The organism is Novosphingobium sp. BW1 (genome assembly GCF_008107685.1).
In the GTDB taxonomy this organism is placed as follows: domain Bacteria; phylum Pseudomonadota; class Alphaproteobacteria; order Sphingomonadales; family Sphingomonadaceae; genus Novosphingobium.
In genome coordinates this window covers 93,734-119,335 of record NZ_VIRF01000063.1, presented here as the reverse complement: position 1 = coordinate 119,335, position 25,602 = coordinate 93,734, and the positions used below count along the sequence as shown (strand labels likewise).

The following is a 25,602-nucleotide window of genomic DNA, read 5'->3' as shown; positions in this document are numbered from 1 at the left end:
ACCGGGAATGACCCGCACGCTGCGCCTGTTCCTGATCTCCGGCATCGCCGCCGCAGGCCTGCTGGCTGGCCATGCGCTGTCGCAGCCGGATCCCCTCTCCGACGCCGCGCCGCGGCTCAATGCCGCGAAGACCCGGGAGGAAATCCGCGCCGCCGAGCGCGAGGGGGCCGAGGTGCGCAAGCGCGCAGAAGCGTTGGAAAAGCGAGCCCGCGCCGCCTCCGAAGCGGTCGAGAAGACTGCCCGCGAGGCAGCAGCACTCGCCGCTCGCATACAGGAGAACGAGGCCGAGATCGCGCTGCAGGAAGGCAAGGTCGCGCTGGTGACCGCCCAGCGCCTGGAACTGCGTGAGCGCCTTGCCACGCGGCAGGGCCCGCTCGCCCGGCTGACCGGCGCACTCCAGCGCCTTTCGCGCCGCCCCACCCTGCTGGCGCTGCTGCGCCCGGGATCGGTGCGCGATGCCGTCTACATGCGCGCCCTGTTCGACACAATGCTGCCCGAAGTCGAGACACGCACCGCGGCGCTGCGGCGCGAGATCGAGGAGGGCCGCAAGCTTGAACGGCAGGCCCAGGCCGCCGAAGCGAACTTGCGCAAGGCCCACAAGGACATGCTGGCCAAGCGCAAGGAACTGGCCACTCTCGAAACCCGCCAGCGCCTTGCAAGCCATGAAGTCGGAGGCAACGCCGCGCGCGAAAGCCGACGCGCCCTGGCGCTTGCCGAACGCGCGAATGACCTCGGCGATCTGGTCGCGGCGATGGATTCGCGCGGACGGCTGCGCGACGAACTGGCAGCCCTGCCCGGTCCGCTCATGCGCCCCGCCGATCCCAACGCACCGCGCGTCATCGACGCCTCGCAGTTCGTGCCGCCGCCCGAAGGTCTGTCGAGCTGGAGCCTGCCGGTCATGGGCCGCCTCGTCACCGGGTTTGGAGAAGATGCGCCAGGCGAAATTCGCGCGCGCGGCATCACGCTTGCGACACGGCCCAACGCGCAGATCGTGGCCCCCGCCGCCGGACGCGTGGCCTTTGCCGGGCCCTACCGCGGACACGGGCGCATCGTCATCCTGGAGCATGACGGCGACTGGATTTCGCTGGTGACAGGCCTTGCCCGACTCGACGTGGACGTGGGCGACACGCTCGTTGCCGGCGCACCGATGGGCATCGCAGCCCAGCGCGATTCTGAAGTTATGGTCGAATTGCGACGCGACGGGGAGCCGGTGAACCCGCTCCGCTTCATCCGCGAACTCTGAGCGCCACCGCCGCCTGTCCGGTCATCCCCCGGGCACCAGACGACAGATACGCGAGTGCCCCTTCCACAGCTCGACCTCGTGCTCGAGCGAGGCGTTGCGAGTCTGCAGAAACGCATCCGAAACGCTCACCGCCTTGAAGGCCTTGCGTCGCCCGGGACCTCCCGCTGCGTCGGGAAAGACCATCGTGTACTTCTGAAGGGCCATTGTCCTCGTTCCCTGCCACTGGCCATGCGCAAGGATGTGTTCATCCTGTCCCTGCCATGAACGCCGGGTTGTCCCTCATTCAATGCGAAGCGCACAGCTTTGGTTCCCCGGGGCCTTGCCCCTCCAAATGCCTGCAAACGCGTTTATATGGGAGGGACGCGCAATTGCGTGAGAGGAGCGCCCCCGGTAGGGTGCATCCACAAACCGGTGGTGGCTATGGCCCCGCCACGAAGAAGAGGCAGACGCCCGATGAAGTTCGCACCCCTGATGCGCGCCGCCCTGCTGGTTTCGGCCGTTGCCGCCGTGCCCGTCGCGACATCCGGCCTTGCCGCGCTCGACAGCCAGGTGAACCCCGAGTTCGACAAGCTGTTTCACATCTACGCGCTGATCAAGGACAATTACGTCGATCAGGTCGATGACGACAAGCTGCTGAAGGGCGCGATCGACGGCATGCTGGCAAGCCTCGACCCGCACTCCAACTACCTCGACGGGCCCTCGCTGCAACGCCTCGAGACCATGATCGATGGCAACTATTCCGGCCTTGGCCTCTCGGTCGTGGAAGAGGACGGGGCGGTCAAGATCATCTCGCCCTTCAAGGGCAGCCCCGCTGACAAGGCGGGCCTGAAGGCGGGCGACTACATCACCCACCTGGACGGCGTGCTCTACTACGAGCGCGACCTCGACGAGGCGGTCTCCAAGATGCGCGGTCCTGCGGGGAGCTCGATCACGCTCACGGTCTACCGCCCTGGCCGCGACGAGCCCTTCGACGTGACCGTGACGCGCGGCGTGATCGAACTGGAGCCGGTGACCTGGGAGCTCAAGGAGAACGTGGGCTACATCTCGGTCAACGAATTCTCGCGCGATGTCGGCAACGACGTTGCCAAGGGCATCGCCGATCTCAAGAAGCAGGCCGCCACCACCGGCACCGGGCCGATGGTCGGCCTCGTCCTCGACCTGCGCTCCAATCCGGGCGGATCGCTCGACGAGGCCATCGCGCTATCCGACATCTTCCTTGAAAAGGGCGTGATCGTCTCGCAGCGCGGCCGCCGGGCGAGCGAAAACCAGTACTACCGCGCCGAATCGATGTTCAAGGGCGATGCCGTGAAGGGCCTGCCCATCGCCGTCCTCGTCGATGCGGGCTCCGCGTCGGCCTCCGAAATCGTCGCAGGGGCCCTGCAGGACCAGCACCGCGCGGTTGTCATGGGCGAACGCACCTTCGGCAAAGGCTCGGTACAGTCCTTCCTGCCGCTCGACCGCGAGAGCGCGATCAAACTGACGACGGCGCGCTACTACACGCCGTCGGGCCACTCGGTGCAGGAAGGCGGGATCGAACCCGACATCGAGGTACCCCAGCTCTCCGACCCCGACGCGCGCCGCCGCGCCGAGCGCGCGGTGCGCGAGTCCGACCTTCGCGGCCATCTCATCAACGAGGCCGGACTCGAGGACAAGGATCTGGAGAGCGACAAGACCACCGATCCGCGCTTCTCGGCCACGCCTGAGGAGCTGGAAGAGCAGGGCATCGAGGACTTCCAGCTGCACTATGCGATCTCGACGCTCCAGCGCACCGCAGGCAAACCCGCCGCTCTGGCCGCCGTCGCCGCCAAGCCGGTTCCTGCCAAGACTCCCGCACCGGGCGCCGCGGCCAAGCCCGCCGCCTCCAAGCCCAAGAAGAACTGAGACCTTCGCGCCATGAGCGTCCCCGTCCCTGCCCCGGTGCGCGCTGCGCGCGCCCTTGCCTTCCTCGTGCCCGCCGGGCTCCTAGGCGGCGCCTACATCAGCCAGTACGTATTCGGGCTTTACCCGTGCGAGATGTGCTGGTGGCAGCGGTACCCGCACTTCTTCGCGCTGGCCCTCGCGGCTCTCGCCTTCGCGCGCGCTCCGGTCCGCCCGCTTGTCGCGGTGGCCGCGCTTGCGATCCTCACTTCCGGCCTGATCGGCGCGTTCCACGCAGGGGTCGAATTGGGCTGGTGGGACGGCGTGACGTCCTGCGCGACGACGGCGGCAGACGGTGGCAACCCGCTCGATGCGATCATGGCCGCCCCCGTGATCCGCTGCGACATCGTGCAGTTCAGCTTCCTCGGCACCTCGATGGCGGGCTGGAACTTCCTGATCGCGACCGCCTCGGCGCTCGCCATCCTTTTCCTGATCGGCTTTGGCAGAAAGGCCTGAACGACATGACTTCCCCCTCCCGCCGGGCGCTGGCCCGCGAAGCGCTGAGCGACCGTATGATCCGCGTGGACCAGGCTGGCGAGTACGGCGCGGTGCGTATTTATGCTGGCCAGATGGCTGTGATGGGCAACCGCACGTCACTCTCGCAGGAGGTCGTGCACATGGCCGAGCAGGAGGAGGTGCACCGCGAGCGCTTCGATGCGTTCATCGCCGAGCGCGGCGTGCGCCCGACGCTGCTGCAGCCGATCTGGAAGATCGCGGGCTTTGCGCTCGGCGCTGGCACCGCGCTGATCGGTCCGGAAGCGGCCATGGCCTGCACCGCCGCGATCGAGACCGAGATCGACAAGCACTATACCGAGCAGCTCGACGAACTGGGCGAGGATGACCCGGAGCTGGGCGCAGCGATCCGCCAGTTCCGGGACGAGGAGCGCGAGCACCGCGATACGGCGCTGGCCTCAGGCGCGGAAAAGGCACCGGCCTATCCGCTCCTGTTCAACGCCATCCGCATGGGTTGCCGCGCGGCAATCAAGCTCTCGGAACGAATCTGAACGCGCCTGCATTTCCGGGTAGGAGAGGAATGGAAGCCGCGCCGCCCGCCAGGGTGTCGCTTCCCGTCCCTGCCGGGTATAGAACGAGAATGGCGGAGCGCATCCGCCGCAAACTGGAGTTCGAGACGATGACCCGCCTTCTGACCGCCGCTGCAGCGCTTGCCACCCTGAGCGCGGGGCTCTCCCTCGGCGCCGCCCCCGCCGCCGCGCAGGACGAAGGCGGCGACCGCGTGAACCAGGTCATCGTCTATGGCGAAGACCCCTGCCCGCAGTCCTCCGACGCCGAGATCACCGTCTGCGCGCGCAAGCCCGAGGAAGAGCGTTATCGTATCCCCGCCCCACTGCGCGGCGTCGACAACCCCACCTCGCAGGCCTGGACCAACCGCGTCGAGGCCTACGAGACGGTCGGCGCCTTCGGCACGCTGAGTTGCTCGCCGGTGGGCCCGGCCGGCCAGGAAGGCTGCACCCAGCAGCTCATCAACCGCGCCGCCTCGGAACGCGACAACGGCAGCGACGTGCGCTTCTCGGAACTGATCGCGGAAGAGCGCGCCAAGCGCCTCTCGACCATCGATTCCGATGCCGAAGCCCAGCAGGAACGCGTCGAGGAAGCCGAAGAAGCCTACTTCGCCCGCCAGCGCGCGCAGGAAGAGGCTGAAGACGGCGAGACGCCGCAGCCCTGAGGAAGAAGGAACGTTTCCGAGGGCCATCGCCCTCGGGCTCCCCAAACGATCTGCCTCACCTTCCGGCGGCCACGTTGGCTAAGAGCCGAAAGGCCGCCGATTCCGGGGTCAAGGGGCGATGGCCCGCTGAATCATCTCTTCGACTTCTCAACCCACGAAAAAGGGGCCGGAACGTCACCGTTCCGGCCCCTTTTTCGTGTCGCGATTCCGGCCTCAGCTGAGCGCGATATCGGGAGCGTCTTCCTGCTTCATGCCGACCAGGTGGTAGCCCGAGTCAACATGATGGACTTCGCCAGTCACGCCCGAGGACAGGTCCGAAAGCAGATACAGGCCCGCGCCGCCCACGTCATCGATCGTTGTGTTGCGACGCAGCGGCGAGTTCAGCTCGTTCCACTTGAGAATGTAGCGGAAGTCGCCAATGCCGCTGGCAGCCAGCGTCTTGACCGGCCCGGCCGAGATCGCGTTGACGCGGATGCCCTTGGGGCCAAGATCGTTGGCGAGATACTGCACCGAGGTTTCGAGCGCGGCCTTGGCCACACCCATGACGTTGTAGTGCGGGACGACCTTTTCCGCGCCGTAGTAGGTCAGCGTCAGGATCGAGCCGCCTTCCGACATCATCGGCATCGCGCGCTTGGTGACGGCGACCAGGCTGTAAGCCGAGATATTCATCGTCATCAGGAAGTTATCGAGGCTGGTATCGTAATAGTGGCCACGCAGCTCGCTCTTGTCCGAGAAGCCGATGGCGTGCACCACGAAGTCGATGGTCTCCCAGCGCTCGGCGAGCGTGGCAAAGGCACTGTCGAGCGCATCCATGCTCGACACGTCGCAATCGATCAGGAAGTCGCTGCCCAGACTTTCGGCGAGCGGTTTCACACGCTTGAGCAGGGCATCGCCCTGGTAGGAAAAGGCGAGCTCGGCGCCCTGTTCGTGCAGCTTCCTGGCAATACCCCAGGCCAGCGACTTGTCATTGGCGAGGCCCATGATCAGGCCGCGTTTACCCTGCATCAGACCGGTCATTCGTTGTCTTCCCGTGTTTCGTTGTCGCGTACACCATCGGTGCGCGCGCCTGAATCGCCCCTGTCTCGATCTTCGGGCGATTCCGCAAGTGCTGCATTCAATTCCGCCCCGACGACCATCCCTAAGCCGACCAGCCAGAAAAAGAAAAGTGCGATCATCACCCCGGCGAGGCTTCCATAGGTGAGATCGTAGACGAAAAAATTGCGCAGAACGCGCGGGAGCGCCCAGGCCACGAGCAGCCACCATCCGGTGACAAGCGCGGCACCCGGCCACTTGGGATATTCGCGCGCCTGATAGCGACCCGGCGTCAGAAGGTAAATAAGCCCGTAAATAGAGCCAAAAAGGGTCAGTGCGCTGACACTGCGGGTCACGAGAATGCGGTCAAGCACCCCGTCGAGCCGGGGGAACAGGATCGCGACGATCTCCTGCATGGCGCTGATGAGCACCTGTGAGGAGAGCGAGACGAGCAAAAGCAGCACCGAGCCGAAGATAAGTCCCGTCGAATAGAGGCGATAGTGCCAGTAGGCCCTACTCTTGGGGCTGCCATAGGCACGGTAGAGGATGTCGCGGATCGTCTCGATGAGGCTGGTCGCGGTCCACAGGCCGAAGAGCCCCCCCACCCACAGGAGCCAGCCATGACGGGCGGCCACCACGTCGCGCGCGACGGGCGCGAGAACCTCGGACACACGCGGCGGCATGGCCAGGAGCACTGTGTCGATCGAAGCATCAAGCCGCCCGGCCTCGCCCAGCACCGAAAAGATCGCGGCCAGGCAGATGAAGAAGGGAAAGAGCGCCAGCAGTGTCATGTAGGCGAGGTTTCCAGCGTGGATGAACCCGTCGTTCCACGCTCCCGTCAGCACCCGGCTTGCAATCGCGAAGGTGCGCGTGCCGGGCCCCGCGCGCTGACGCAGGGTTTCGGCAAGGCCCGGATCGGCAGCCTGCCCAGCCTGCGTCCGGTCCGCGAACGCACGCCCATTGTGTATCGGGGGGTCAGTTTTCACGCCCACGTGATAGGGACGGAAAGCCCCGTATTCAAACCCGATTGCACATTACGCACGCCAAGCCAGGCAGCGCGCAGGCATCTAGGATCAGGGCCCATCCATGGCAACGAAACCCGGCAGCCCTGCGACACGGTGCAGCCAGGCGCAGATCGCCGGGTAATCGGAAAGACGAAAACCGCCCGCCTCGGCAACATGGGTATAGGCGAACAAGACGATGTCGGCGAGCGAGGCCGCCTCGCCCACGAACCAGTCACGCGCGGCCAGATGCTCGTTCATCTGGCGCAGGGCCTCCTCGCCGCCCGCGCGCTTCATCAGGATCTGCTCACGCTGCTGGGGCGCCAGGTTGGCTTCCCCCACGTAGAGCAGCCAGAAGCGCAGCGTCGCAATGTTGGGCTCGTGGCTGTACTGCTCGAAGAACATCCAGCGCAGCATTTCCGCGCGCGCGAAACGATCCTCGGGGATCAGCCCGCCCCCTTCCGCACCTTCAGCCCCATCGGCCAGATACCAGCAGGCCGCGTTGCTCTCGGGCAGGAAGCGAGTGCCCACCTGCAGGACGGGAATGCGCCCATGGGCATTGATCTTGCTCAGAAAAGCGGGCGTTCGAGTCTCTCCGCGCAGGATGTCGTAATCAATCCGCCGCAGCGGCAGGCCCCGCAGCGCGGCCGTCAGCCGGATCTTGTAGCAATTGCCGCTACGGGGATCCTCGTGGAGAACCAGTTCTTCGCGCATGGCACATCCTTTCCCGCTTCGGGTCCTTGGACCGCAAATCCCGGCCGATGGTCCTCAGATCTCCAAGACGATCTTTCCGACGTGTCCACCCTCTTCCATGTGGCGGTGCGCGGCTGCGGCTTCAGCCAGTGCGAAACGGCGATCCATGACGGGCCGCAGTTCGCCCGAATCCACCAGCGGCCAGACCTGGGCGCGCAGTTCCTGGGTCAGCAGCGCCTTGAACGCGTCCGAGCGTGCACGCAGCGTCGAGCCGGTCAGAGTGTAGCGCCGCATCATCACGATTCCCATGTTGATCTGCGCCTTGGCCCCGCCCTGGATGGCAATGGTGACGTGGCGCCCGTCCATCGCGAGGCATTTGAGGTTGCGTGGCACGTAATCGCCCGCGACCATGTCAAGAACGACATCGACGCCGCGCCCCTGTGTGATCGCCTTCACCTCCTCGACGAAGTCGCTGGCCTTGTAGTCGATGGCATGGTGCGCCCCGATTTCGCGCGCCCGCTCGCACTTCTCGGGCGTGCCGCAGGTGACGATCACGGTCAGGCCGAACAGGCGTCCCAGGCGCGTCGCCATCGAGCCGATGCCGCTTGTTCCGCCATGGACGAGAAGCGTCTCTCCCTCGCGGGCATGGCCGCGTTCAAAGACGTTGTGCCACACGGTGAAGAGCGTTTCAGGAAGCGCGGCGGCTTCTTCCATCGCCAGACCTTCAGGCACCGGCAGGCAATGGTCGGCGCGGGCCAGACAATAGGTGGCATAGCCTCCCCCGCCCACTAGCGCGCAGACCGCATCGCCGGGGGCCCAGTCGGTCACGCCTTCGCCGAGCGCCGCGATCCGGCCCGAAACCTCAAGGCCGGGAAGCGGCGAAGCGCCCGGCGGTGCGGGATAGTTGCCCTGGCGCTGGACCACGTCGGGCCGGTTGACCCCGGCGAAGGCGACTTCGATGAGGACCTCGCCGGGTCCCGCCTCGGGAACGGGCACGGTCATACTCTCGAGAACTTCCGGACCGCCGGGCGATTCGAAGCCCACTGCGGTCATAGTCTTGGGCAAAAGGGAAATCATGGGCTGCGTGTTGCCACATTCCCATAGACCTTGGGAACAGTTTTCGAAGGCATTGACACGGGCCCGTCATGGTCCGATGCTGCTCGCAATGGACGACGACGAGCGACCTCGCCCCCCGGCGTCCGAACAGAAGTTCGGCGCGGCCAGTCTCCTCTCCCAAGAGATTCTGGACAGCTACTCGCTTGATGAACTCGACGCCCGCAAAGCGCTCTTGGAAAACGAGATTTCGCGCATCAACGCGCACCGTGCACAGGCGACCTCGCATCGTATCGCCGCCGAAGCGCTCTTTGGAAAATCCCCTGCCTCCGCAACGCCCCCGGTGACGGCGGACGACGGTTTCGGCACACCGCCCGATCCATTCAGGCCGCAATCATGAATGCCGCTTCACGATCAAGATCGGTTGCGCAACGCGACCTCGTAAGCGTCCTGAGACTGCCTATATTGAATTTGCAACGACGATCCATCACCCTTCACCCGCAAGAGGAGCTATCCTCCAACTGGAAAGAGTCCTAAATGCCCAGTTTCGCCCAAAGCCTTGAAAAGACCCTGCATTCGGCCCTGTCCCATGCGTCGGAGCGCAGCCACGAATACGCGACGCTCGAGCACCTGCTGCTCGCGCTGATCGACGACACCGACGCGGCGCAGGTCATGCAGGCTTGCGGCGTGGACCTCGGCGACCTGGGCGATGTGGTACGCCAGTACCTCGACCAGGAATACCAGTCGCTCAAGACCGAGGACAAGGGTGACCCCTCGCCCACGGCCGGCTTCCAGCGCGTGATCCAGCGCGCGATTCTCCACGTCCAGTCGTCGGGCAAGGACACCGTGACCGGTGCCAACGTGTTGGTCGCCCTGTTCTCCGAGCGTGACAGCTATGCAGTTTACTTCCTGCAGCAGCAGGACATGAGTCGCCTCGACGCGGTGAGCTACATCAGCCACGGCATCGGCAAGGGTGGCAAGCGCATCGAAGACCGCAGCACCAAGGGCACCGAGGAGGCCGCGCCCCAGCCCGAGGAAAAGGCCGAGACCAAGTCCGCGAACAAGAAGGACTCAGCGCTCGACCAGTTCTGCGTCAACCTCAACGACAAGGCGCTGAACGGCAAGGTCGACCCGCTGATCGGCCGCGGCCCCGAAGTGGACCGCACGATCCAGATCCTGTGCCGCCGCTCCAAGAACAACCCGCTTTACGTGGGCGATCCGGGCGTGGGCAAGACCGCCATCGCCGAAGGTCTGGCGCGCAAGATCGTCGAGGACGAAGTGCCCGAGGTCCTCTCTGAAGCGGTGATCTACTCGCTCGACATGGGCTCGCTGCTGGCGGGCACGCGCTACCGCGGCGACTTCGAGGAACGCCTGAAGCAGGTCGTTTCCGAGCTGGAGAAGATGCCCCACGCGATCCTCTTCATCGACGAGATCCACACCGTGATCGGTGCCGGCGCGACCAGCGGCGGCGCGATGGATGCCAGCAACCTGTTGAAGCCCGCGCTGTCGGGCGGCACGATCCGCTGCATCGGCTCGACCACCTACAAGGAATTCCGCAATCACTTCGAGAAGGACCGTGCCCTGCTGCGCCGGTTCCAGAAGATCGACGTGAACGAGCCCACGGTGGAAGACACGATCAAGATCCTCAAGGGTCTGCGCTCGGCCTTCGAAGACCACCACAAGGTCAAGTACACTCCCGATGCAATCAAGACCGCGGTCGAACTCTCGGCGCGCTACATCAATGATCGCAAGCTGCCCGACAAGGCCATCGACGTGATCGACGAGGTCGGCGCGATGCAGATGCTTGTGCCGCCCAGCCGCCGAAAGAAGACGATCGGCGCGCGCGAAATCGAGCAGGTGATCGCAACGATGGCGCGCATCCCGCCCAAGTCGGTGTCGAAGGACGACAAGAAGGCGCTTGAGAATCTCGAACGCGACCTGAAGCGCGTCGTCTTCGGCCAAGACAAGGCCATCGACGTCCTCTCCACCGCGATGAAGCTCAGCCGGGCGGGCCTGCGCGATCCGGACAAGCCGATCGGCTCGTTCCTGTTCTCGGGCCCCACCGGCGTCGGCAAGACCGAAGTTGCCAAGCAGCTAGCCTCGATCATGGGTATTCCGATGCAGCGCTTCGACATGTCCGAGTACATGGAGCGCCACTCGGTCTCGCGCCTGATCGGTGCGCCTCCGGGCTATGTCGGCTTCGACCAGGGTGGCCTGCTTACCGATGCCATCGACCAGCAGCCGCATTGCGTGCTCCTCCTCGACGAAATCGAGAAGGCGCACCCGGACCTGTTCAACATCCTCCTGCAGGTGATGGACAACGGTAAGCTGACCGACCACCACGGCAAGACCGTCGACTTCCGCAACGTGGTCCTCATCATGACCACCAACGCGGGCGCCTCGGACATGGCGCGCAACGGCATCGGCTTTGGCGATATCTCGAAGGCGGACGCGGGCGAAGAAGCGGTCAAGAACCTCTTCACCCCTGAATTCCGCAACCGTCTCGATGCCATCGTGCCCTTCGCCTACCTTGCCAAGGACACCATCAGCCGCGTCGTCGACAAGTTCATCCTCCAACTCGAACTCCAGCTGGCGGACCAGAACGTCCACATCCAGTTCGACGCGGACGCCCGCGCTTGGCTGGGCGACAAGGGTTATGACCGCCTCTATGGCGCACGTCCCATGGGCCGCGTGATCCAGGAGAAGGTCAAGCAGCCGCTGGCCGAGGAACTGCTCTTCGGCAAGCTCGCCCACGGCGGCGAGGTCCACGTGACGGTGAAGGACACGAACAGCCTGAACTTCGAGCTGACCCCGTCCGCGCCCAAGGTCTCCAAGACGGGCAAGCGCAAGCCTGCCGCGAAGAAGGCCGCGCCCAAGACGACCGGTCCGGAGTCCTCGGCCGATCCCAAGCCCGAGGCCAGCTCGGACGACTGATCCGGCCCGGCTCGCCCGGTCCCCAACACAATACGAAGAGCCCGGCCTCCCGCGAGGTCGGGCTCTTGTGCGTGTGGAGACCTATCCGCAATGCGGTCACTCGCACCCGTTCGGGCCGTGCTTCGCCCAATGCCCATAGCCTGCCCCCACACGACCAACGGGGGAACCATGCATATTTCCAAGATCCTGATCGCTGGCACCGCACTTGCGGGGGCGGGGCTGTCCCAGCCGGCCGTGGCCGGAAAATCCGGCTCCAGCGACATGGTGGCGATTCCCGCCGGGACGTTCCTGATGGGTTCCACCAAGGCTGAGACCGACGCCGAACAGACTCTCACCCACCACACCGGCCTTGCTGTGGACGATGATTTCGCGCCGCGCGAAAAGCCCCAGCACGAAGTCCACGTGCCCGCCTTCGAGATCGCCACTACCATGGTCACACGCGGCCAGTTCGCCCGCTTCGTCGCGGCGACCGGCTACACCGCCAAGGGCTGCTACGCCTACCTCGGCACCAAGTACGGCATGCGCGAGGACGCCGACTGGCAGTCGATCGGATTTCCTCAGTCCGACCAGCACCCGGTCACCTGCGTCAACTACGACGATGCCAGTGCCTACGTCTCCTGGCTCTCACAGGAAACCGGTACCCAATTCCGTCTGCCGACCGAAGCCGAATTCGAATACGCCACGCGCGCCGGCACCACCACCTCGCGCTACTGGGGCGATGACATCACCCTGCAGTGCGCTTACGCCAACGGCGCAGACATCACCGTGCAGCAACGCGACAGCGACTGGATCACGGCCCAGTGCCATGACGATTACTACGGTCCCTCGCCTGTTGCGACCTTCGCGCCCAATGCCTGGGGCCTCTATGACATGATCGGAAATCTCTACCAGTTGGTCGAGGACTGCTGGCACGACACCTACGAAGGCGCCCCCAGCGATGGCAGCGCCTGGACCGATGGCGCCATTAACGGTTCAGCCTGCGAACTCCACCCGATCCGTGGCGGTTCGCACAGCCCGCACCCAGGCTCGATGCGCTCGGCCAGCCGCGTGATGACCAATGACACACGTTCGGCCTTCGTCGGCTTCCGGGTTGCGCGTTCGGTGGATTGAGAATGAAGCAGCAGGAGTTTTCCGAGGGCCATCGCCCTCGCGCTCCCAAAACTGTCTTTGGCACCTCTCTCACGCCAACTTGGCCGAGAAAGGTGAGGTCGCCGATTCCGGGGTCAAGGGTCGATGGCCCCTTGAATACGCTCTTCCTTTTCTCCCATGTCCGACAATCCCGACCTGAAGGGAACAAGCGCGCGCTCCTTCCATTGTGATCGGGTGGCACGCGCGTTTTCCTGGATACGCCCCGAACCCTGGGGAATTCATGTCGTACCGGCGGACTGCTGGATCGACCCGGCCCGCGCGGTCGACCGCGCCCTTGTGACTCACGGCCACGCCGACCATGCCCGCGGCGGCCATGGGCAGACCTACGCCACGCCCGAGACTCTCGCGATCATGAAGTTGCGCTACGCAACTTCGGATGGCGCGGTGCCAGTAGCCTACCACGAGACGATCACGCTTCCCGGCGGGGTGAAGGCGACCTGGATTCCGGCCGGACACGTCCTTGGCTCGGCACAGATTCTGCTGGAACACGCGGGCGAGCGGATTCTCGTCACCGGCGATTTCAAGCGGCGCGCCGATCCGACCTGCCCGCCCTTTGAAATCACCCCGTGCGATGTCTTCATCACCGAGGCGACCTTCGGCCTTCCGGTCTTCCGCCATCCCCCCACACAGCACGAGATTGCCAAGCTGACCGATGCCCTTGCCGCAGAGCCCGAGCGCTGCGTGCTGGTCGGCGCCTACGCGCTGGGCAAGGCGCAGCGGGTGATCGCCGAATTGCGCGCGGCGGGCCATACCCAAACCATCTGGCTTCACGGCGCGCTGGAGAAGATGTGCCGTCTCTACGAGGATTTCGGCGTCGATCTGGGGCCCTTGTCCCTCGTCAGCGAGGCGCCCTCGAAGGGCGCGATGGCGGGCCATGTCGTGCTGGCCCCACCGTCCGCTCTCAACGACCGCTGGAGCCGTCGCCTCCCCGATCCGCTGACCGCCATGGCTTCGGGCTGGATGCGCGTGCGCCAGCGCGCCCGCCAGCGTGGGGTGGAGCTGCCCCTCATCATCTCCGACCATGCCGACTGGGACGAGCTCACCCGCACCGTTACCGAAGTTGCTCCACGTGAAACATGGATCACCCACGGCCGCGAGGAAGCCATGCTGCGCTGGTGCGAACTGCACCAGAAGAAGGCGCGTGCCCTGGCACTGGTCGGCTACGAGGACGAAGGGGGCGACGGCTGATATGGAAGCCTTTGCCGCGCTCCTCGACACTTTGGTCTATACCCGCAGCCGCAACGCCAAGATCGCCGCCTTCGCGCGCTACCTGCGCGACACGCCCGATCCCGACCGGGGCTATGCGCTGGCCGCCTTGTCCGACGGCCTCGACTTTGTGGCCGTGAAAGGCAGCACGATCCGCGCGCTGATGCGCGAGCGGGTCGATCCCGAACTGTGGACTCTCAGCCGCGATTACGTAGGCGACAGCGCCGAAACGGCCAGCCTGCTCTGGCCCGAACCGGAGCACTTTCCCGGCCCGCCTCCAAGCGTAGCGCAAGCTGTCGAGGCACTGGCCGCGATGACGCGCTCCACGGTCGCAACCGAACTTCCCGCACTGCTTGACCGGCTCGATGCCGAGGGACGCTACGCACTCCTCAAGCTCGCGACCGGAGCCATGCGCATTGGCATCTCGGCCCGCCTTGCCAAGACCGCCTTTGCGCAAGCCTTCGATGTGGCGATCGAGGACGTCGAAGAGCACTGGCACGGGCAGTCGCCCCCCTACACCGCCCTGTTCGACTGGGCGGCCCACGGCGCAGCCCCGCCGGACACCGAGAACCTGCCCCTCTTTCGCCCCTTCATGCTGGCCCATGCCTTCGAGGCTGACGACCTCGACCTCGACGCCTACGTGGCCGAATGGAAATGGGACGGTATCCGCGTACAGGCGGTCCATGCCCCAGGCGAGAGCGGCACGGGAGAGAGCCGGCTCTACTCCCGTTCGGGCGACGATATTTCGGCAAGCTTCCCGGAAATCCCGGCCGCGCTCGACGTGCCCTGTGTCCTGGATGGCGAACTGCTCGTGCGCGGGGAGGCGCAGGGCGGCAAGGAAGGCGGCGCGGCCAGCTTCAACGCGCTGCAACAGCGGCTCGGCCGCAAGACCGTCTCGAAGAAGATGCTGCGGGAGGCCCCTGCCTTCGTGCGGCTCTACGATGTCCTCCAGGTCGAGGGTGAAGACCTGCGGCCCCTACCCTGGGCGCGACGCCGCGAAGCCCTGGAAAAACTGCTGCTCCGGCTCGACCCGGAACGCTTCGACCTCTCACGGCTGATCGACGTGCCCGGCTTTGCCGAATTGGCTGCCCTGCGCGAAAGCGCCCGCGACGCTGCGATCGAAGGCGTCATGCTCAAACGCCGCGACAGCCCGTACGTCGCAGGCCGCAAGGTCGGCCTGTGGTACAAGTGGAAGCGCGATCCCCTGCTGATCGACTGCGTGCTGATGTACGCCCAGCGGGGATCGGGCAAACGCTCCTCGTTCTATTCCGACTTCACCTTCGGCTGCTGGGATGGCGATCCCGACGGCGAGGGTCAACTGCTGCCCGTCGGCAAAGCCTACTTCGGCTTCACCGACGCCGAACTGAAGGAGCTCGACCGCCACGTGCGCCAGCACACGGTCAACCGCTTCGGCCCCGTGCGCGAGACCGACAAGTCGCTGGTCTTCGAGATTGCCTTCGATTCGGTTCACGCCAGCGCGCGCCACAAGTCTGGCCTTGCCATGCGCTTTCCGCGCATCCACCGAATCCGCTCGGATAAGCCCGCGCACGAGGCAGACCGGATCGCATCTTTGAGAGCCTTGATCCGGGACTGAAGAAGAAAGTGCCTTTCAAGGGGCCATCGCCCCTTGCCCCCGGCATCGGTGAACTCACTTCCTCTCAGCCATGGTCGCTCGCTGGAGGTGAGGCAGACGGTATGGGCAGCCCGAGCGCAATGCCCCTTGGACCTGCCTCTTCTTCTTTCGCCTTTTCCAATTGACCAACATCAAGTTCGGCTTGGCCCCACACGTGTATTCTCACACCATCCCGCACGCTGTCTGCAAAGGATGTCGCTCCGTGTCTGCCCCTGCTCCGACTGCCGAACCTTCCGCGCCCGAGACCCCGCGCACGCCCTTCTACATGCTGGGCGGCATGCCGGTGTTCGAGGCCATCGCCCAGCGCTTCTACGATCTCATGGACGAGGACCCGGCCTACGCCGAACTACGCGCGATGCATGCCGCCGATCTCTCGCCCATGCGCGAGTCCCTGCCCCAATTCCTCGCCGGATGGGCAGGCGGCCCGCGCGACTGGTTCGAAGCGCACCCGGACCGTTGCATGATGAGCATTCACAAGCCGTTCCGCATCACCGCTTCGGCCGCGGACCAGTGGGCGGGCGCGATGCAGCGCGCGATTGCCGACGTCGCGCCCGAACCCAAGCGCGTCGCCGATGCCATGGGCGAGATTCTGGCGGACCTGTGTGCCGCCATGGCCGTGCGCCCGCCGCAGAACCCCGTCACGTCGTAAGGCCACGAGTCCCGATCTAGCGCTCGAGGCGGAACTGCTTTTCGCGCGAACTTGCGCCGCGCACCAATTCCAGCCGCGAGGGCGCCACCCGTAGCGCGCTTGCCAGGAGCGCGCGCACGGCCTCGTTCGCCTTGCCGCCTTCGGGCTTGGCGCGGACCTTGGCGAGAAGCCGCCCGGATTCGATGGTCAGTCCCTCCCCCTTGGCACCGGGCGTCACGCGCACGGCAAGACGGCCCTCGGCATCGAGCAGGGCTTCGACATCGTCCGCCTCGGGCAGATCGAGCTTGGGTCGCGCCATGGCGGGTCAGACGCCGCGCAGCGCGGCCGCATGATCCTTCGCGTTCTGCACATAGCCGCGCACCCCGGCCTGGTTGGCCGCCTTGGTCGCCTCGTCGAGATCGCGGGCGAACTTGGCCGGACGGCCCATCCACAGTTGCCCTGCCCCGATGCGCTTCCCGGTCAGCATCGCGCCGCCCGCCAGCATACCGTCACTCTCGATCACGCTGCCGTCCATGACCACCGCGCCAAGGCCTACGAAAGCGCGATCCTTCAGCGTACAGCCGTGGAGCATGGCCATGTGGCCGATCAGGCAGTCCGCCCCGATGATCGTCGCGTGGCCCTCGGGCCGTTGTGGCTTGGGGCTGTCGCAGTGGATGACGGTGCCATCCTGAACGTTGGTGCGCGCGCCGATCACGATCCGGTTCACATCCCCGCGGATCACGCAGTTGTACCAGATCGAAGCCTCGGGGCCGATCTCGACATCGCCGAGGATGCGGCAGCCGGGCGCGATGAAGGCGCTCTTGTGAATCCGGGGTGCCTTGCCGTGAATCGCGGCGATTGTGACATCGGGCGATAGGACGGAGCGGGAAGTCTGGGTCATGGCGTTCCTGTCAGCTGGGACCAACGGATATAGGGCAGGATCGAGGCGTGGTCATCCGTCCATGGCGGACCTTGCGCCTCGGGCAGTGCGGTCCAGGCCATGTCGGGGCGCTGCGCAGCAAGGTCATCGAGGATCTGTTCGCTGCGCGAGAGCGCGATCCAGCGCGAGGGGGTGTAGCGTTCGCGGTCCTGCGGGAGATCCAACCGCGATTTCGCCGCCAGCCCTGCATCCTTCGCCAACGCGGCGAGCACCGGGTCGAGGTCGATGTAGCGGTTGGAGATATGGACCAGCAGCAAGCCATCCTCCGACAGCGCGCGGGTGTAGACTGCCAGCGCCTCGCGGGTGAGGAGGTGGAGCGGGATCGAATCCGACGAAAACGCATCAATCACCAGAGCGTCGAAGCGCCCTTGCGCCAGGTCCTCCAGCTCCAGGCGGGCATCGCCGATCACTACCTGCGCGCCGGGCGTGCAGTCCCTCAGAAACGTGAAGGTCCCATCGGTCGAATAGCGCTGTATCACCGGGTCGATCTCGTAAAAGGTCCAGTCCTGCCCCGGACGCGCAAGGCACGCAAGCGAGCCGGTGCCCAGGCCGACCACCCCGACATCGGCCCCCGGTCCGTAAAGCCGAGGCAATGCCCTCAGCCCGAGCCCGACACCCGAACCCGGCCCATAGTAGGTCAGCGCCTCGTGGGCCCGGGCGGGATCGAGCGACTGCTTTCCGTGAAGCGTCGTCCCATGGGCCAGGGTCCGCATTCGCTGCTCAGGATAGTCGCGCAGGGTATAGATACCGAAATAGCTGCGGGTGCGTTCCCCGCGCCAGGACGAGAGGACCGTCCAGGACCCGCCCTGTCCGATCATCGCGATCAGCACAAGCGCGGTGAAGGCTGCGCGCGAGGCCATTAGCAGAACGCCGATACCCACGAGGAACACGGTCAGGAGCCCCCTCCAGATGACGGCCGAGGGATCGATCACCATGTCCTTCAACTGCCAGGCGAGGAATACGGCCAGCGCCAGAAGGACATTTTGCGCCAGAATCGCCATGCCCGGCTCGATATCGCCCCGCTCGCGCCAGCCGAGAAGCGGGCGCAAGGGCATAAGCAAAGCTGCGGCAAGCACCAGCAGGGGATGCTCCCAGCTCCAATCAAAGATCATGGGGGCGACCAGCGCCGTGAACAAACCGCCCAGCGCCCCTCCCGCCGATTGGACGAGGTAGAACTGAGTCAATCGCTCAAGTTCCGGTCGCAGATCGTAGAGCCGTGTATGAAGCGCCACGGCGACACAGAACAGGAGCAGGCACGAAAGCGCCACCGCCCCCAGCCCGCCAAGACCATTCGCAACCATGGCATAGCCGCCTGCCACCACGAGAATGACTGGCGCGAAGCGCGTTATCAGGCGCGCGGGCCCCCGCCGGTCCGCAAAGGCGACGGTGAAGCTCAGCAGGTAGAGGCCAAGCGGGATCACCCAGAGCAGCGGCGCAGCGAAGATGTCGGTGGTCAGATGCGTCGTTGTCGAGAGCATGAGCCCGGAGGGCACCGCGGCCAGCGCCAGCCAGACGGCAATGCGCCGCGCAGAGGGGGCTGATGCCTTCGCCGCGTCCTCACCAAAACCCCGTTCACCCCCCCCGGAGCGCGCGCGCCGTACATAGACGCAGGCCAGCACGCACAGGACGAGCAAACCATAGCCCAGCGCCCAGCCAAGGCTCTGCGCCTGAAGCGAAAAAAGGGGTTCAGCCAGCAAGGGATATGCAAGGAGGCCGCCGAAGCTTCCCAGATTCGAGGCGGCGTAGAGGGCCCAGGGCTGCCCGGCCTCGGGATCGGCCGAAAACCAGCGCTGGATCAGGGGCGCCTGCGCGGAAACGGCAAAGAACACCGGCCCCACACTGAGCCCCAGGAGGACCGGCACCCAGAGCACTTCGTGGCCTTCGGGCACCGGGGGAAGATCGACAAGACCGATGGGCAGAGTCAGTCCGGCCAGCACCAGCAAGCCGCCGTGAATCCACCCCTGTGTGCGCAGCGCGAAACGCCCCAGCCAATGCGCATAGGCATACCCGCCCAGGAGCAGTGCCTGGTAGACCAGCATGGCGCTGTTCCAGACATTGGGTGCCCCTCCCAGCAAGGGCAGCGCCATGCGCGCCACCATCGGCTGGACCAGGAACAACAGGAAACTTCCCACAAGGATCGTGACGAGGAAGAGGATTCGGTCACTATGGGTGCGGTGCGGCGTGGAACTCATGCCGGGGCAACGCCCGGCCGCGCCGAATGGTCCTCCCCCGCAAGGCGATAGGTCACATGCGGGCACAGCGGGCTGTAATGCGGCACATCGGGATGAGCGAAATCAAGATCGGGCTGATACGTCATACCCAGACGCTCCATCACCGCGCGGCTGCGCACGTTGCCCAGGCTGGTGATCGCGCAGAGCGCGTCATCGCCAAGGTTGGCAAAGGCCCAGTCACGGCGCGCGCGCGCGGGTTCGCTGGCATAGCCCTGCCCCCAGCAATCGGCCGCGAGCCGCCAGCCCAGCCCGGCAGGACCAGCCGCTCGGTCCCGATCGGCAGGTCCCCCATATGCCCGCGATCAGCCGTTGAGCAGGCGCGCGGCGTGCACCGCATGATAGCTCAGTATCCCCGAGCAGCCTGCGCGCTTGAAGGCTAGCAGCGTCTCGAGCACCAGCGCATCGCGGTCCCCGGCACCTGCTGCCACCGCCGCCTCGATCATCGCGTACTCGCCCGAGACCTGGTAGGCGAAGACGGGAACCTCGAAGGCCTCCTTCACGCGGCGCACGATATCGAGATAGGGCAGGCCCGGCTTCACCATCACGCTGTCAGCCCCTTCGGCCAGATCCAGTTCGACCTCGCGCAGCGCTTCCTCGGTGTTGGCCGGGTCCATCTGGTAGGTTTTCTTGTCGCCTTTCAGAAGCCCGCGCGAGCCGACCGCATCGCGGAACGGACCGTAGAACGCCGAGGCGTACTTGGCCGCATAGGACATGATCTGGACATTGATGTGCCCCTCGGCCTCGAGCGCGGCGCGGATTGCTTCGATGCGCCCGTCCATCATGTCCGAGGGGGCGATGATATCGGCGCCCGCACGCGCCTGGTTGAGCGCCTGGCCGACCAGCGCCTCGACCGTATCGTCGTTGAGGACATAGCCCTCGGCGTCGATCAGGCCGTCTTGACCGTGATCGGTATAAGGATCGAGGGCGACATCGGTGAGAAGGCCGATCGAGTCCCCGCAGGCCTCGCGGATCGCGCGGATCGCACGGCACATGAGGTTGTCGGGATTGAGCGCTTCCTCGCCCTTGGCGCTGCGGCGCTCGGGCTGGGTGTTGGGGAAGAGGGCAAGGCACGGAATGCCCAGTTCCACCGCTTCCTTCGCCCGCTCGACTAGCAGGTCAACCGACCAGCGCGACACGCCGGGAAGCGAGGCAATCGGCTCCTCCACACCCTTGCCGTCGGTGACGAAGACCGGCCAGATGAGATCGGCGGGCGTAAGAATGGTCTCGCGATGGAGCGCCCGGCTCCAGGCCGTGGCCCGCGCGCGGCGCAGACGAGTGTGCGGATAGGTCATGGGCGCAGGAGATGCCGTAATTCCCAAGGCAATTCAATTGCCCTCACCGGGACGGGCTTCCAGTCAAATGCAAGGCAAGAAAGACAATCCGAGGGCCATCGCCCTCGGGCTTCCCAAACTGTCTGCTCACCTTGCGCGCGCTGCAATGGCCAAGAACGGTGAGGTCGCACGTTATGCGGTCAAGGGGCGATGCCCCCCTGAATCAAATTCTTGTTTCTTGTGGTCGTTATCCGACCTGCTGCGGCGCCAGCCGATCAATTTCGCGCGTTGTCTCCGCCTCGGCATCAGAGGGCGGAGCGATGTCTGCAAGCGCCGCGCCCGGTTCGAGCCTGAGCAGGTTCTGGAGGCGCGTCTCGAAGGCCGCGCGTTCGCGCCTGTCGAGCTGCGGACTGGCAAGGATCTTGAGCCCCGCCGGGTTAATCGTACGCCCACCGCGGTAGGCTTCGAGGTGGAGGTGGGGCCCGGTCGAGAGACCCGTTGAGCCGACATAGCCGATCACCTCGCCCGCCTTCACGCGCTCACCACGCTTCACCGCGATCCGGCTCATGTGGCCATAGCCCGTGGCAAGACCGCCCGAATGCTCCAGCCGCACATAGTTGCCGTGCCCCCCGTGCCGCCCGGAAAAGATGACCCGGCCCGCGGCCACCGCGTGGATCGGTGTGCCATGCCGCGCGCCGTAGTCGATCCCGGCGTGCATGCGCTTGTAGCCCAGGATCGGGTGGCGCCGCATGCCGTAGTTCGAGGTGACCCGCCCGGCGACTGGCGCGCCGATGGGCACCTCGCGCGCCTTGCCCGCCGTGTCGGCGGCCAGCATCTGGCCGTCTTCACCCCAGTGCAACAGCTGGAGGCGCATCTTCCCCTCATGCGCGATCCCCGCATAGAGCAGGTCACCCAGCTTGCGGTCGCCTTTGGCCGAGCGCTTGTAGGCGAGGATCATGTCGAACTCGTCCTCCGAGCCGATATCGCTGTCGAGGCTGATGTACTTGTCGATGGCCCGCAGATACGCCTGGATTGCGGCCACAGGGGCGCCGGCGGCACGCGCCGAGCGGTAAAGGCTGGAACCAACCTTGCCGCGAATACGCAAGGGTGTCGCATCGACGTGGATGGGATGGCGCATGAGCCGCAGCGGCCCTTGCGTATCCCCCTCTCCGCGCTCGACCGAAAGATCGAGATCGAAGCGCGCCCGGAAACTGAGCGACTCCAGAACGCGCGGGGAGCGCGGCCCAGGTCGCTGGCCCAGCGTGATGTCGAACTGCGTTCCGGATTCGATTTCGGAAGCTGGCAGAGTGCCTTTGATCAGATTCTCGACTTCGGCCACGTCGAGCGCGCCGACACCGGCCCGGCCAAGCATACGCGAGAGACTGTCGCCCTGCCCCAGCGTAGAGACGAGTTCGATGCGCGGACGCTCGGGCACACTGGCCAGCGGGCGCACCAGCGGACTGGCGCCCATGTGCCGTCCGCTGTCCGCGCCCAGCGCAAGGGGGGCCATGGTCTGGCTACGAAATTCGTCGCGCACGCGCTCTTCGAGCGGCGTGAACGTCGCAGCTTCCACCGCGGAAAAATCGGGCCAGAAGGCAAAGGCGACCGCGCCGAGCCCCACCAGTGTCGCAAGGCCACGAAACCAGCGGCGGCTGCCGATGTCGCTGGCCAGATCCGGGGCAAGATCGACCCGCTGGCACCAGGCCTCAATGCCTGCGCGCAGGCCGCCGCGCACACTTCTGCCCCCGCCCCTCTCCTCACCGATCATCTGGTCATGCGACAGACTGGCAGGCGTGCGCGTATCCTGCGCTTCGTTCTGCGATCCCCTGCCATGGCCCTTGAACACCCGCACCGTCCCTTGTTGCCTTGCGTCTCTATCTACCTGAAAGGCACCACCCCATGTGGCGCCTGGCCTGCGCTTTACGTCGAAATCCGCGAAGCGTCGTGCCTGCCCAAGGTTAATTCCAGCCTTACATTGTGGATTATAACCGGCATTGGGGGCGAGACGCCTCTTGCGAGCGGTAAGCGGCAGTGCCACACTTGACCGCATAATGCTTACCCCCCCACCTGCGATGGTGCGCAAAGACACCTCAGACGGGGTGAAGGCGGTCCTGGGACCGACCAACACCGGCAAGACCCACCTGGCGATCGAACGGCTGTGCGCGCATTCCAGCGGCATGATCGGCTTTCCGCTGCGCCTGCTGGCGCGCGAGGTCTATGACCGGGTGTGCAAGATCAAGGGCGAGTCGAATGTCGCCCTCATCACCGGCGAAGAGAGGATCGAGCCGAAGCACGCCCGTTATCTGCTGTGCACTGTCGAAGCGATGCCGGTGACCGACCGCCAGACCGCCTTCGTTGCCATCGACGAGGCGCAGCTGGGCGCAGACCGCGAACGCGGCCACGTCTTCACCGACCGGCTCCTCCACGCCCGCGGACGCGAGGAAACCATGATCCTCGGCTCCTCGGCGCTCGAACCGATGGTGAAGGCCCTGATCCCGGGTGTCGAGGTCATTACCCGCCCGCGCTTCTCCACGCTCAGCCACGTCGCTCCCAAGAAGCTCAGCCGGGTGCCCCCCCGCAGCGCCATTGTCGCCTTCTCGGTCGAGCAGGTCTACGCGCTGGCCGAAATGCTGCGGCGCTTTCGCGGCGGTGCGGCGGTGGTCATGGGCGCACTCAGCCCGCAGACCCGCAACGCACAGGTCGAGCTCTACCAGTCGGGCGAGGTCGACTACCTCGTGGCCACCGATGCGGTGGGCATGGGCCTCAATCTCGACGTTCAGCATGTCGCGTTTGCCGGACTCGCCAAGTACGATGGCCAGCGCCACCGGCGGCTGACTTCGGCCGAAATGGCGCAGATCGCCGGGCGCGCCGGACGCCACCAGACCGACGGCACGTTCGGCACGTTGGCGGGCATGCACCGGGGCGGGCGCGGCGGCGAAGAGATCGAATTCGAGCCCGAAGAAGTCTACGCGATCGAGGAACACCGCTTTCCCCCGCTCACCAAGCTGTTCTGGCGCGAACCGGAGCCGCGCTTCGACAGCCTCGACACGCTGATTGCCGATCTGGAAACGCCGCCCGAGCGCCCCGAACTGCGCCTTGCACCCGAGGCCATTGATCTGGCCGTCCTCAAACGTCTCGCCGAGGACCCGGAGATCGTCGATTCGGTGCGCGGCCGCTCCCGGGTCGAACGTTTCTGGGACGTGTGCCGCCTGCCCGACTTTCGCCAGCAGGGCACCGAGACCCATTCGCGCTTCGTCGCGCGGCTCTGGCAGGACCTGCGCCATGGCGAATTGGGCGCGGATTTCGTGGCCCAGCAGATCGCCCATCTCGACCGCACCGGCGGCGAAATCGACACGCTTCAGGGGCGGATTGCCGCAATCCGATCCTGGGCCTATATCGCGCAGCGACCCGACTGGGTGCTCGCACGCGATGAAATGGCCGCGCGGGCACGCGCGGTCGAAGCCCGGCTTTCCGATGCCCTGCACGGCAAGCTTACCGAACGTTTTATTAATCGCAGGACTGCGCTGCTCATGAAAAAACTGGGACCGGACACAGGGTTGCTCTCTGTACGGCTCGAAGACGAAGAAGTTCTGGTCGAGGGCGAGCATATCGGCTCGCTGCGAGGCTTTGCCTTCCAGATCGACCCGCAAACCCGTCTGACCGACCGCAAGCTCCTGCTTTCGGCCGCCGAAAAGCACCTGCCCGGCCTTCTCGAAGCCCGTGCAGCCGAGCTGACCAAGGCGATCCACGAAGGAACGGCCACGCTCGCACTCGCAGGCACGGCGATCACCTGGGACGGTGAGCCGCTCGGCGCACTCGGCGCCGGGCGCAGCCTGCTGGCCCCGGTGTTCGTGCCCGATCGCCTGCTTGATGCGATTCCCGCTCCTGCGCGCAAGGACCTCGTCGCCGCGCTTGAGGTCTGGCTTGAAAAGCAGCTCGAACCACTTGCCCCGCTGGGCAAGTTGGACGAGGCGAGCCGCTCGGAAGAAGCAGGGCCAGACCTTCGCGCGCTTCTCATCCTTCTCATCGAGCGCGGGGGTATTCTCGCGCGTGAGCAGTCGGGGCTTGAAAAGCTCGACAAGGAACGCCGCACGATGCTCGCACGCCTCGGCGTGCGTGTCGGCGCGCTCGACCTGTTCGTGCCCGCCATGCTGCGTCCGCGTCCGATCAGCCTGTGGCGTGAATTGGCCCGCCTCGCCGGCAAGGCCCCGCGCGGCAGCGCACCCGACGAGACGATGCCTCCGGCCTTGGCCGCCGACAAGCGCGAACGCCTGCCCGGCTACCGCAATCTCGGCAAGCAGCTGATCCGTATCGACATGGCCGAAAAGCTCCTGCGCGAAGCGCACACCCAGCGCGAGGAGGCCGCCAAGGCGCCGGCCGAAGCCGGGGCGGTAAAAGACGAGACTCCTGTAGAGAACGAGACTGCGGTAACGCCCGCGCAAGACAAGCCCGACACCGCCGACGTACAGACCCCGGCCAACACTGCGGCCCCCGTTGGCAATGCGGCTGCCGACGGTCCGGTCAAGTCCAGCGCCGAGGCATCGGCCCAGGATGCGCCCCAGACCGCCGACGCAAAGCGCAGCAAGGGTAAGGGCAAGGCCAAAAGCAAAGATCGCGGCCGTGGTCGAGGCCCACGTCCCAGCTTCCCGCTCGATCCCGCCCGCGCGATCTCGATGGGCCTGACGCCCGAGAGCTACGAGCGCCTGCTGCGTCTGGGTGGCTTCCAGCCGGTCGAACCGCGCGGCAAGCCCACCAGGGACGACACGGCCTCCGAGGCTCCGGCCGAGGACGATACCACTATTCCCGAAACGGTAACGGCCAAGACCGATGACGCGCAGGGACCCGCCCCCACCCAGCGCTGGACCTGGCGCCCTCCGCGCCGCCAGGCACCCCAGCAGGCGCCCTCCAAGCGTCCCGCCCGTCCGCGTGAAGGCAATGCCTTTGCCGCGCTTGCGGACATGGTGCGCTAAGCGCGATGCGCGTCGGC

Annotated in this window: 23 protein-coding genes and 1 pseudogene; 12 read left to right on the top strand and 12 right to left on the bottom strand. The window is 65.9% G+C overall.

Annotated features, from left to right (window positions below; translation table 11 throughout):
• The first annotated feature begins 7 nt into the window (after positions 1-7).
• The gene (locus FMM79_RS08205) at positions 8-1,243 is read left to right on the top strand and encodes a murein hydrolase activator EnvC (protein WP_148627014.1); all 1,236 of its coding nucleotides are present in this window, start codon (positions 8-10) and stop codon (positions 1,241-1,243) included.
• Positions 1,244-1,264: 21 nt separating this feature from the next.
• Here the strand turns inward: FMM79_RS08205 and FMM79_RS08200 are convergent, their stop codons facing one another.
• The gene (locus FMM79_RS08200) at positions 1,265-1,447 is read right to left on the bottom strand and encodes a hypothetical protein (protein ID WP_148627013.1); all 183 of its coding nucleotides are present in this window, start codon (positions 1,445-1,447) and stop codon (positions 1,265-1,267) included.
• 249 nt (positions 1,448-1,696) lie between these two features.
• Between FMM79_RS08200 and FMM79_RS08195 the strand changes: the two genes are divergently transcribed.
• The 4 genes from FMM79_RS08195 (at position 1,697) to FMM79_RS08180 (ending at position 4,844) form a co-directional block, all read left to right on the top strand.
• The gene (locus FMM79_RS08195) at positions 1,697-3,124 is read left to right on the top strand and encodes a S41 family peptidase (RefSeq protein WP_148627012.1); all 1,428 of its coding nucleotides are present in this window, start codon (positions 1,697-1,699) and stop codon (positions 3,122-3,124) included.
• A gap of 12 nt (positions 3,125-3,136) precedes the next feature.
• Positions 3,137-3,616: a disulfide bond formation protein B gene (locus tag FMM79_RS08190; RefSeq protein ID WP_148627011.1), complete on the top strand. Its 480-nt coding sequence runs from the start codon at positions 3,137-3,139 to the stop codon at positions 3,614-3,616.
• 5 nt (positions 3,617-3,621) lie between these two features.
• Positions 3,622-4,164, top strand: coding sequence for a demethoxyubiquinone hydroxylase family protein (locus FMM79_RS08185; RefSeq protein ID WP_148627010.1), 543 nt, complete (start codon positions 3,622-3,624; stop codon positions 4,162-4,164).
• Between the two features lie 128 nt (positions 4,165-4,292).
• Positions 4,293-4,844, top strand: a complete 552-nt coding sequence (locus FMM79_RS08180) for a hypothetical protein (RefSeq protein WP_148627135.1) — start codon at positions 4,293-4,295, stop codon at positions 4,842-4,844.
• A gap of 213 nt (positions 4,845-5,057) precedes the next feature.
• Here FMM79_RS08180 and fabI read toward each other — a convergent pair whose 3' ends face one another.
• The 4 genes from fabI to FMM79_RS08160 all read right to left on the bottom strand — a co-directional run bounded on the left by fabI (position 5,058) and on the right by FMM79_RS08160 (position 8,647).
• Positions 5,058-5,861, bottom strand: coding sequence for an enoyl-ACP reductase FabI (gene fabI, locus FMM79_RS08175; RefSeq protein WP_148627009.1), 804 nt, complete (start codon positions 5,859-5,861; stop codon positions 5,058-5,060).
• Positions 5,858-6,862, bottom strand: a complete 1,005-nt coding sequence (locus FMM79_RS08170; protein ID WP_371710885.1) for a YihY/virulence factor BrkB family protein — start codon at positions 6,860-6,862, stop codon at positions 5,858-5,860. Before FMM79_RS08170 ends, fabI begins: the two co-directional genes overlap by 4 nt.
• An 87-nt stretch (positions 6,863-6,949) precedes the next feature.
• A complete protein-coding gene (locus tag FMM79_RS08165) occupies positions 6,950-7,591 on the bottom strand; it encodes a glutathione S-transferase family protein (RefSeq protein WP_148627008.1) in 642 nt (213 codons plus the stop codon).
• Between the two features lie 54 nt (positions 7,592-7,645).
• Positions 7,646-8,647 carry an NAD(P)H-quinone oxidoreductase gene (locus FMM79_RS08160; RefSeq protein WP_148627007.1) on the bottom strand — a complete coding sequence of 334 codons (1,002 nt, stop codon included), beginning with the start codon at positions 8,645-8,647 and terminating at the stop codon, positions 7,646-7,648.
• 52 nt (positions 8,648-8,699) lie between these two features.
• Between FMM79_RS08160 and FMM79_RS22230 the strand changes: the two genes are divergently transcribed.
• The 6 genes from FMM79_RS22230 to FMM79_RS08130 all read left to right on the top strand — a co-directional run bounded on the left by FMM79_RS22230 (position 8,700) and on the right by FMM79_RS08130 (position 16,194).
• Positions 8,700-9,023, top strand: a complete 324-nt coding sequence (locus tag FMM79_RS22230; RefSeq protein WP_371710884.1) for a DUF1192 domain-containing protein — start codon at positions 8,700-8,702, stop codon at positions 9,021-9,023.
• Positions 9,024-9,160: 137 nt separating this feature from the next.
• A complete protein-coding gene (gene clpA, locus FMM79_RS08150; RefSeq protein ID WP_148627005.1) occupies positions 9,161-11,557 on the top strand; it encodes an ATP-dependent Clp protease ATP-binding subunit ClpA in 2,397 nt (798 codons plus the stop codon).
• 168 nt (positions 11,558-11,725) lie between these two features.
• Positions 11,726-12,667, top strand: coding sequence for a formylglycine-generating enzyme family protein (locus FMM79_RS08145; RefSeq protein ID WP_162528464.1), 942 nt, complete (start codon positions 11,726-11,728; stop codon positions 12,665-12,667).
• A gap of 156 nt (positions 12,668-12,823) precedes the next feature.
• Complete coding sequence (locus FMM79_RS08140; RefSeq protein ID WP_148627003.1) at positions 12,824-13,894, top strand: ligase-associated DNA damage response exonuclease; 1,071 nt, start codon at positions 12,824-12,826, stop codon at positions 13,892-13,894.
• 1 nt (position 13,895) lies between these two features.
• Positions 13,896-15,506, top strand: a complete 1,611-nt coding sequence (locus tag FMM79_RS08135; protein ID WP_148627002.1) for a cisplatin damage response ATP-dependent DNA ligase — start codon at positions 13,896-13,898, stop codon at positions 15,504-15,506.
• A gap of 304 nt (positions 15,507-15,810) precedes the next feature.
• On the top strand, positions 15,811-16,194 hold the full coding sequence (locus FMM79_RS08130; RefSeq protein ID WP_148627133.1) for a group II truncated hemoglobin: 384 nt from the start codon (positions 15,811-15,813) through the stop codon (positions 16,192-16,194).
• Positions 16,195-16,210: 16 nt separating this feature from the next.
• Here the strand turns inward: FMM79_RS08130 and FMM79_RS08125 are convergent, their stop codons facing one another.
• The 7 genes and pseudogenes from FMM79_RS08125 to FMM79_RS08100 form a co-directional block, all read right to left on the bottom strand.
• A complete protein-coding gene (locus FMM79_RS08125; protein WP_148627001.1) occupies positions 16,211-16,492 on the bottom strand; it encodes a DUF167 domain-containing protein in 282 nt (93 codons plus the stop codon).
• Positions 16,493-16,498: 6 nt separating this feature from the next.
• Positions 16,499-17,074 (bottom strand): gamma carbonic anhydrase family protein, encoded by a 576-nt coding sequence (locus tag FMM79_RS08120; RefSeq protein WP_148627000.1) that lies wholly within the window; start codon positions 17,072-17,074, stop codon positions 16,499-16,501.
• Positions 17,071-19,305, bottom strand: a complete 2,235-nt coding sequence (locus FMM79_RS08115; RefSeq protein ID WP_148626999.1) for a fused MFS/spermidine synthase — start codon at positions 19,303-19,305, stop codon at positions 17,071-17,073. The genes FMM79_RS08120 and FMM79_RS08115 overlap by 4 nt, the downstream gene beginning before the upstream one ends.
• Positions 19,302-19,430 (bottom strand): hypothetical protein, encoded by a 129-nt coding sequence (locus tag FMM79_RS22070; protein WP_256376787.1) that lies wholly within the window; start codon positions 19,428-19,430, stop codon positions 19,302-19,304. The genes FMM79_RS08115 and FMM79_RS22070 overlap by 4 nt, the downstream gene beginning before the upstream one ends.
• 6 nt (positions 19,431-19,436) lie before the next feature.
• Positions 19,437-19,610 (bottom strand): annotated as a pseudogene (locus FMM79_RS22225) (GNAT family N-acetyltransferase); the annotation flags it as partial.
• Between the two features lie 36 nt (positions 19,611-19,646).
• Entirely contained in the window at positions 19,647-20,636 is a 990-nt protein-coding gene (gene hemB / locus FMM79_RS08105) for a porphobilinogen synthase (protein ID WP_148626997.1), read from the bottom strand.
• 226 nt (positions 20,637-20,862) lie between these two features.
• Positions 20,863-22,467: a M23 family metallopeptidase gene (locus FMM79_RS08100; RefSeq protein WP_240339055.1), complete on the bottom strand. Its 1,605-nt coding sequence runs from the start codon at positions 22,465-22,467 to the stop codon at positions 20,863-20,865.
• A gap of 199 nt (positions 22,468-22,666) precedes the next feature.
• Between FMM79_RS08100 and FMM79_RS08095 the strand changes: the two genes are divergently transcribed.
• On the top strand, positions 22,667-25,585 hold the full coding sequence (locus FMM79_RS08095) for a helicase-related protein (protein ID WP_240339054.1): 2,919 nt from the start codon (positions 22,667-22,669) through the stop codon (positions 25,583-25,585).
• The last annotated feature ends 17 nt before the right edge of the window (positions 25,586-25,602 follow it).

What these genes read in the sequence shown, in the direction of transcription:
- FMM79_RS08165 (WP_148627008.1), bottom strand. Translation starts at nt 7,591, where the DNA reads ATGCGCGAAGAACTGGTTCTCCACGAGGATCCCCGTAGCGGCAATTGC.
- FMM79_RS08140 (WP_148627003.1), top strand. Translation starts at nt 12,824, where the DNA reads ATGTCCGACAATCCCGACCTGAAGGGAACAAGCGCGCGCTCCTTCCAT.
- FMM79_RS08205 (WP_148627014.1), top strand. Translation starts at nt 8, where the DNA reads ATGACCCGCACGCTGCGCCTGTTCCTGATCTCCGGCATCGCCGCCGCA.
- FMM79_RS08115 (WP_148626999.1), bottom strand. Translation starts at nt 19,305, where the DNA reads ATGAGTTCCACGCCGCACCGCACCCATAGTGACCGAATCCTCTTCCTC.
- FMM79_RS08200 (WP_148627013.1), bottom strand. Translation starts at nt 1,447, where the DNA reads ATGGCCCTTCAGAAGTACACGATGGTCTTTCCCGACGCAGCGGGAGGT.
- hemB (WP_148626997.1), bottom strand. Translation starts at nt 20,636, where the DNA reads ATGACCTATCCGCACACTCGTCTGCGCCGCGCGCGGGCCACGGCCTGG.
- FMM79_RS08185 (WP_148627010.1), top strand. Translation starts at nt 3,622, where the DNA reads ATGACTTCCCCCTCCCGCCGGGCGCTGGCCCGCGAAGCGCTGAGCGAC.
- FMM79_RS08135 (WP_148627002.1), top strand. Translation starts at nt 13,896, where the DNA reads ATGGAAGCCTTTGCCGCGCTCCTCGACACTTTGGTCTATACCCGCAGC.
- FMM79_RS08095 (WP_240339054.1), top strand. Translation starts at nt 22,667, where the DNA reads ATGCTTACCCCCCCACCTGCGATGGTGCGCAAAGACACCTCAGACGGG.
- FMM79_RS08160 (WP_148627007.1), bottom strand. Translation starts at nt 8,647, where the DNA reads ATGATTTCCCTTTTGCCCAAGACTATGACCGCAGTGGGCTTCGAATCG.
- FMM79_RS08145 (WP_162528464.1), top strand. Translation starts at nt 11,726, where the DNA reads ATGCATATTTCCAAGATCCTGATCGCTGGCACCGCACTTGCGGGGGCG.
- FMM79_RS08125 (WP_148627001.1), bottom strand. Translation starts at nt 16,492, where the DNA reads ATGGCGCGACCCAAGCTCGATCTGCCCGAGGCGGACGATGTCGAAGCC.
- clpA (WP_148627005.1), top strand. Translation starts at nt 9,161, where the DNA reads ATGCCCAGTTTCGCCCAAAGCCTTGAAAAGACCCTGCATTCGGCCCTG.
- FMM79_RS08130 (WP_148627133.1), top strand. Translation starts at nt 15,811, where the DNA reads ATGCTGGGCGGCATGCCGGTGTTCGAGGCCATCGCCCAGCGCTTCTAC.
- FMM79_RS08120 (WP_148627000.1), bottom strand. Translation starts at nt 17,074, where the DNA reads ATGACCCAGACTTCCCGCTCCGTCCTATCGCCCGATGTCACAATCGCC.
- FMM79_RS22070 (WP_256376787.1), bottom strand. Translation starts at nt 19,430, where the DNA reads ATGACGTATCAGCCCGATCTTGATTTCGCTCATCCCGATGTGCCGCAT.
- FMM79_RS08180 (WP_148627135.1), top strand. Translation starts at nt 4,293, where the DNA reads ATGACCCGCCTTCTGACCGCCGCTGCAGCGCTTGCCACCCTGAGCGCG.
- fabI (WP_148627009.1), bottom strand. Translation starts at nt 5,861, where the DNA reads ATGACCGGTCTGATGCAGGGTAAACGCGGCCTGATCATGGGCCTCGCC.
- FMM79_RS08190 (WP_148627011.1), top strand. Translation starts at nt 3,137, where the DNA reads ATGAGCGTCCCCGTCCCTGCCCCGGTGCGCGCTGCGCGCGCCCTTGCC.
- FMM79_RS08195 (WP_148627012.1), top strand. Translation starts at nt 1,697, where the DNA reads ATGAAGTTCGCACCCCTGATGCGCGCCGCCCTGCTGGTTTCGGCCGTT.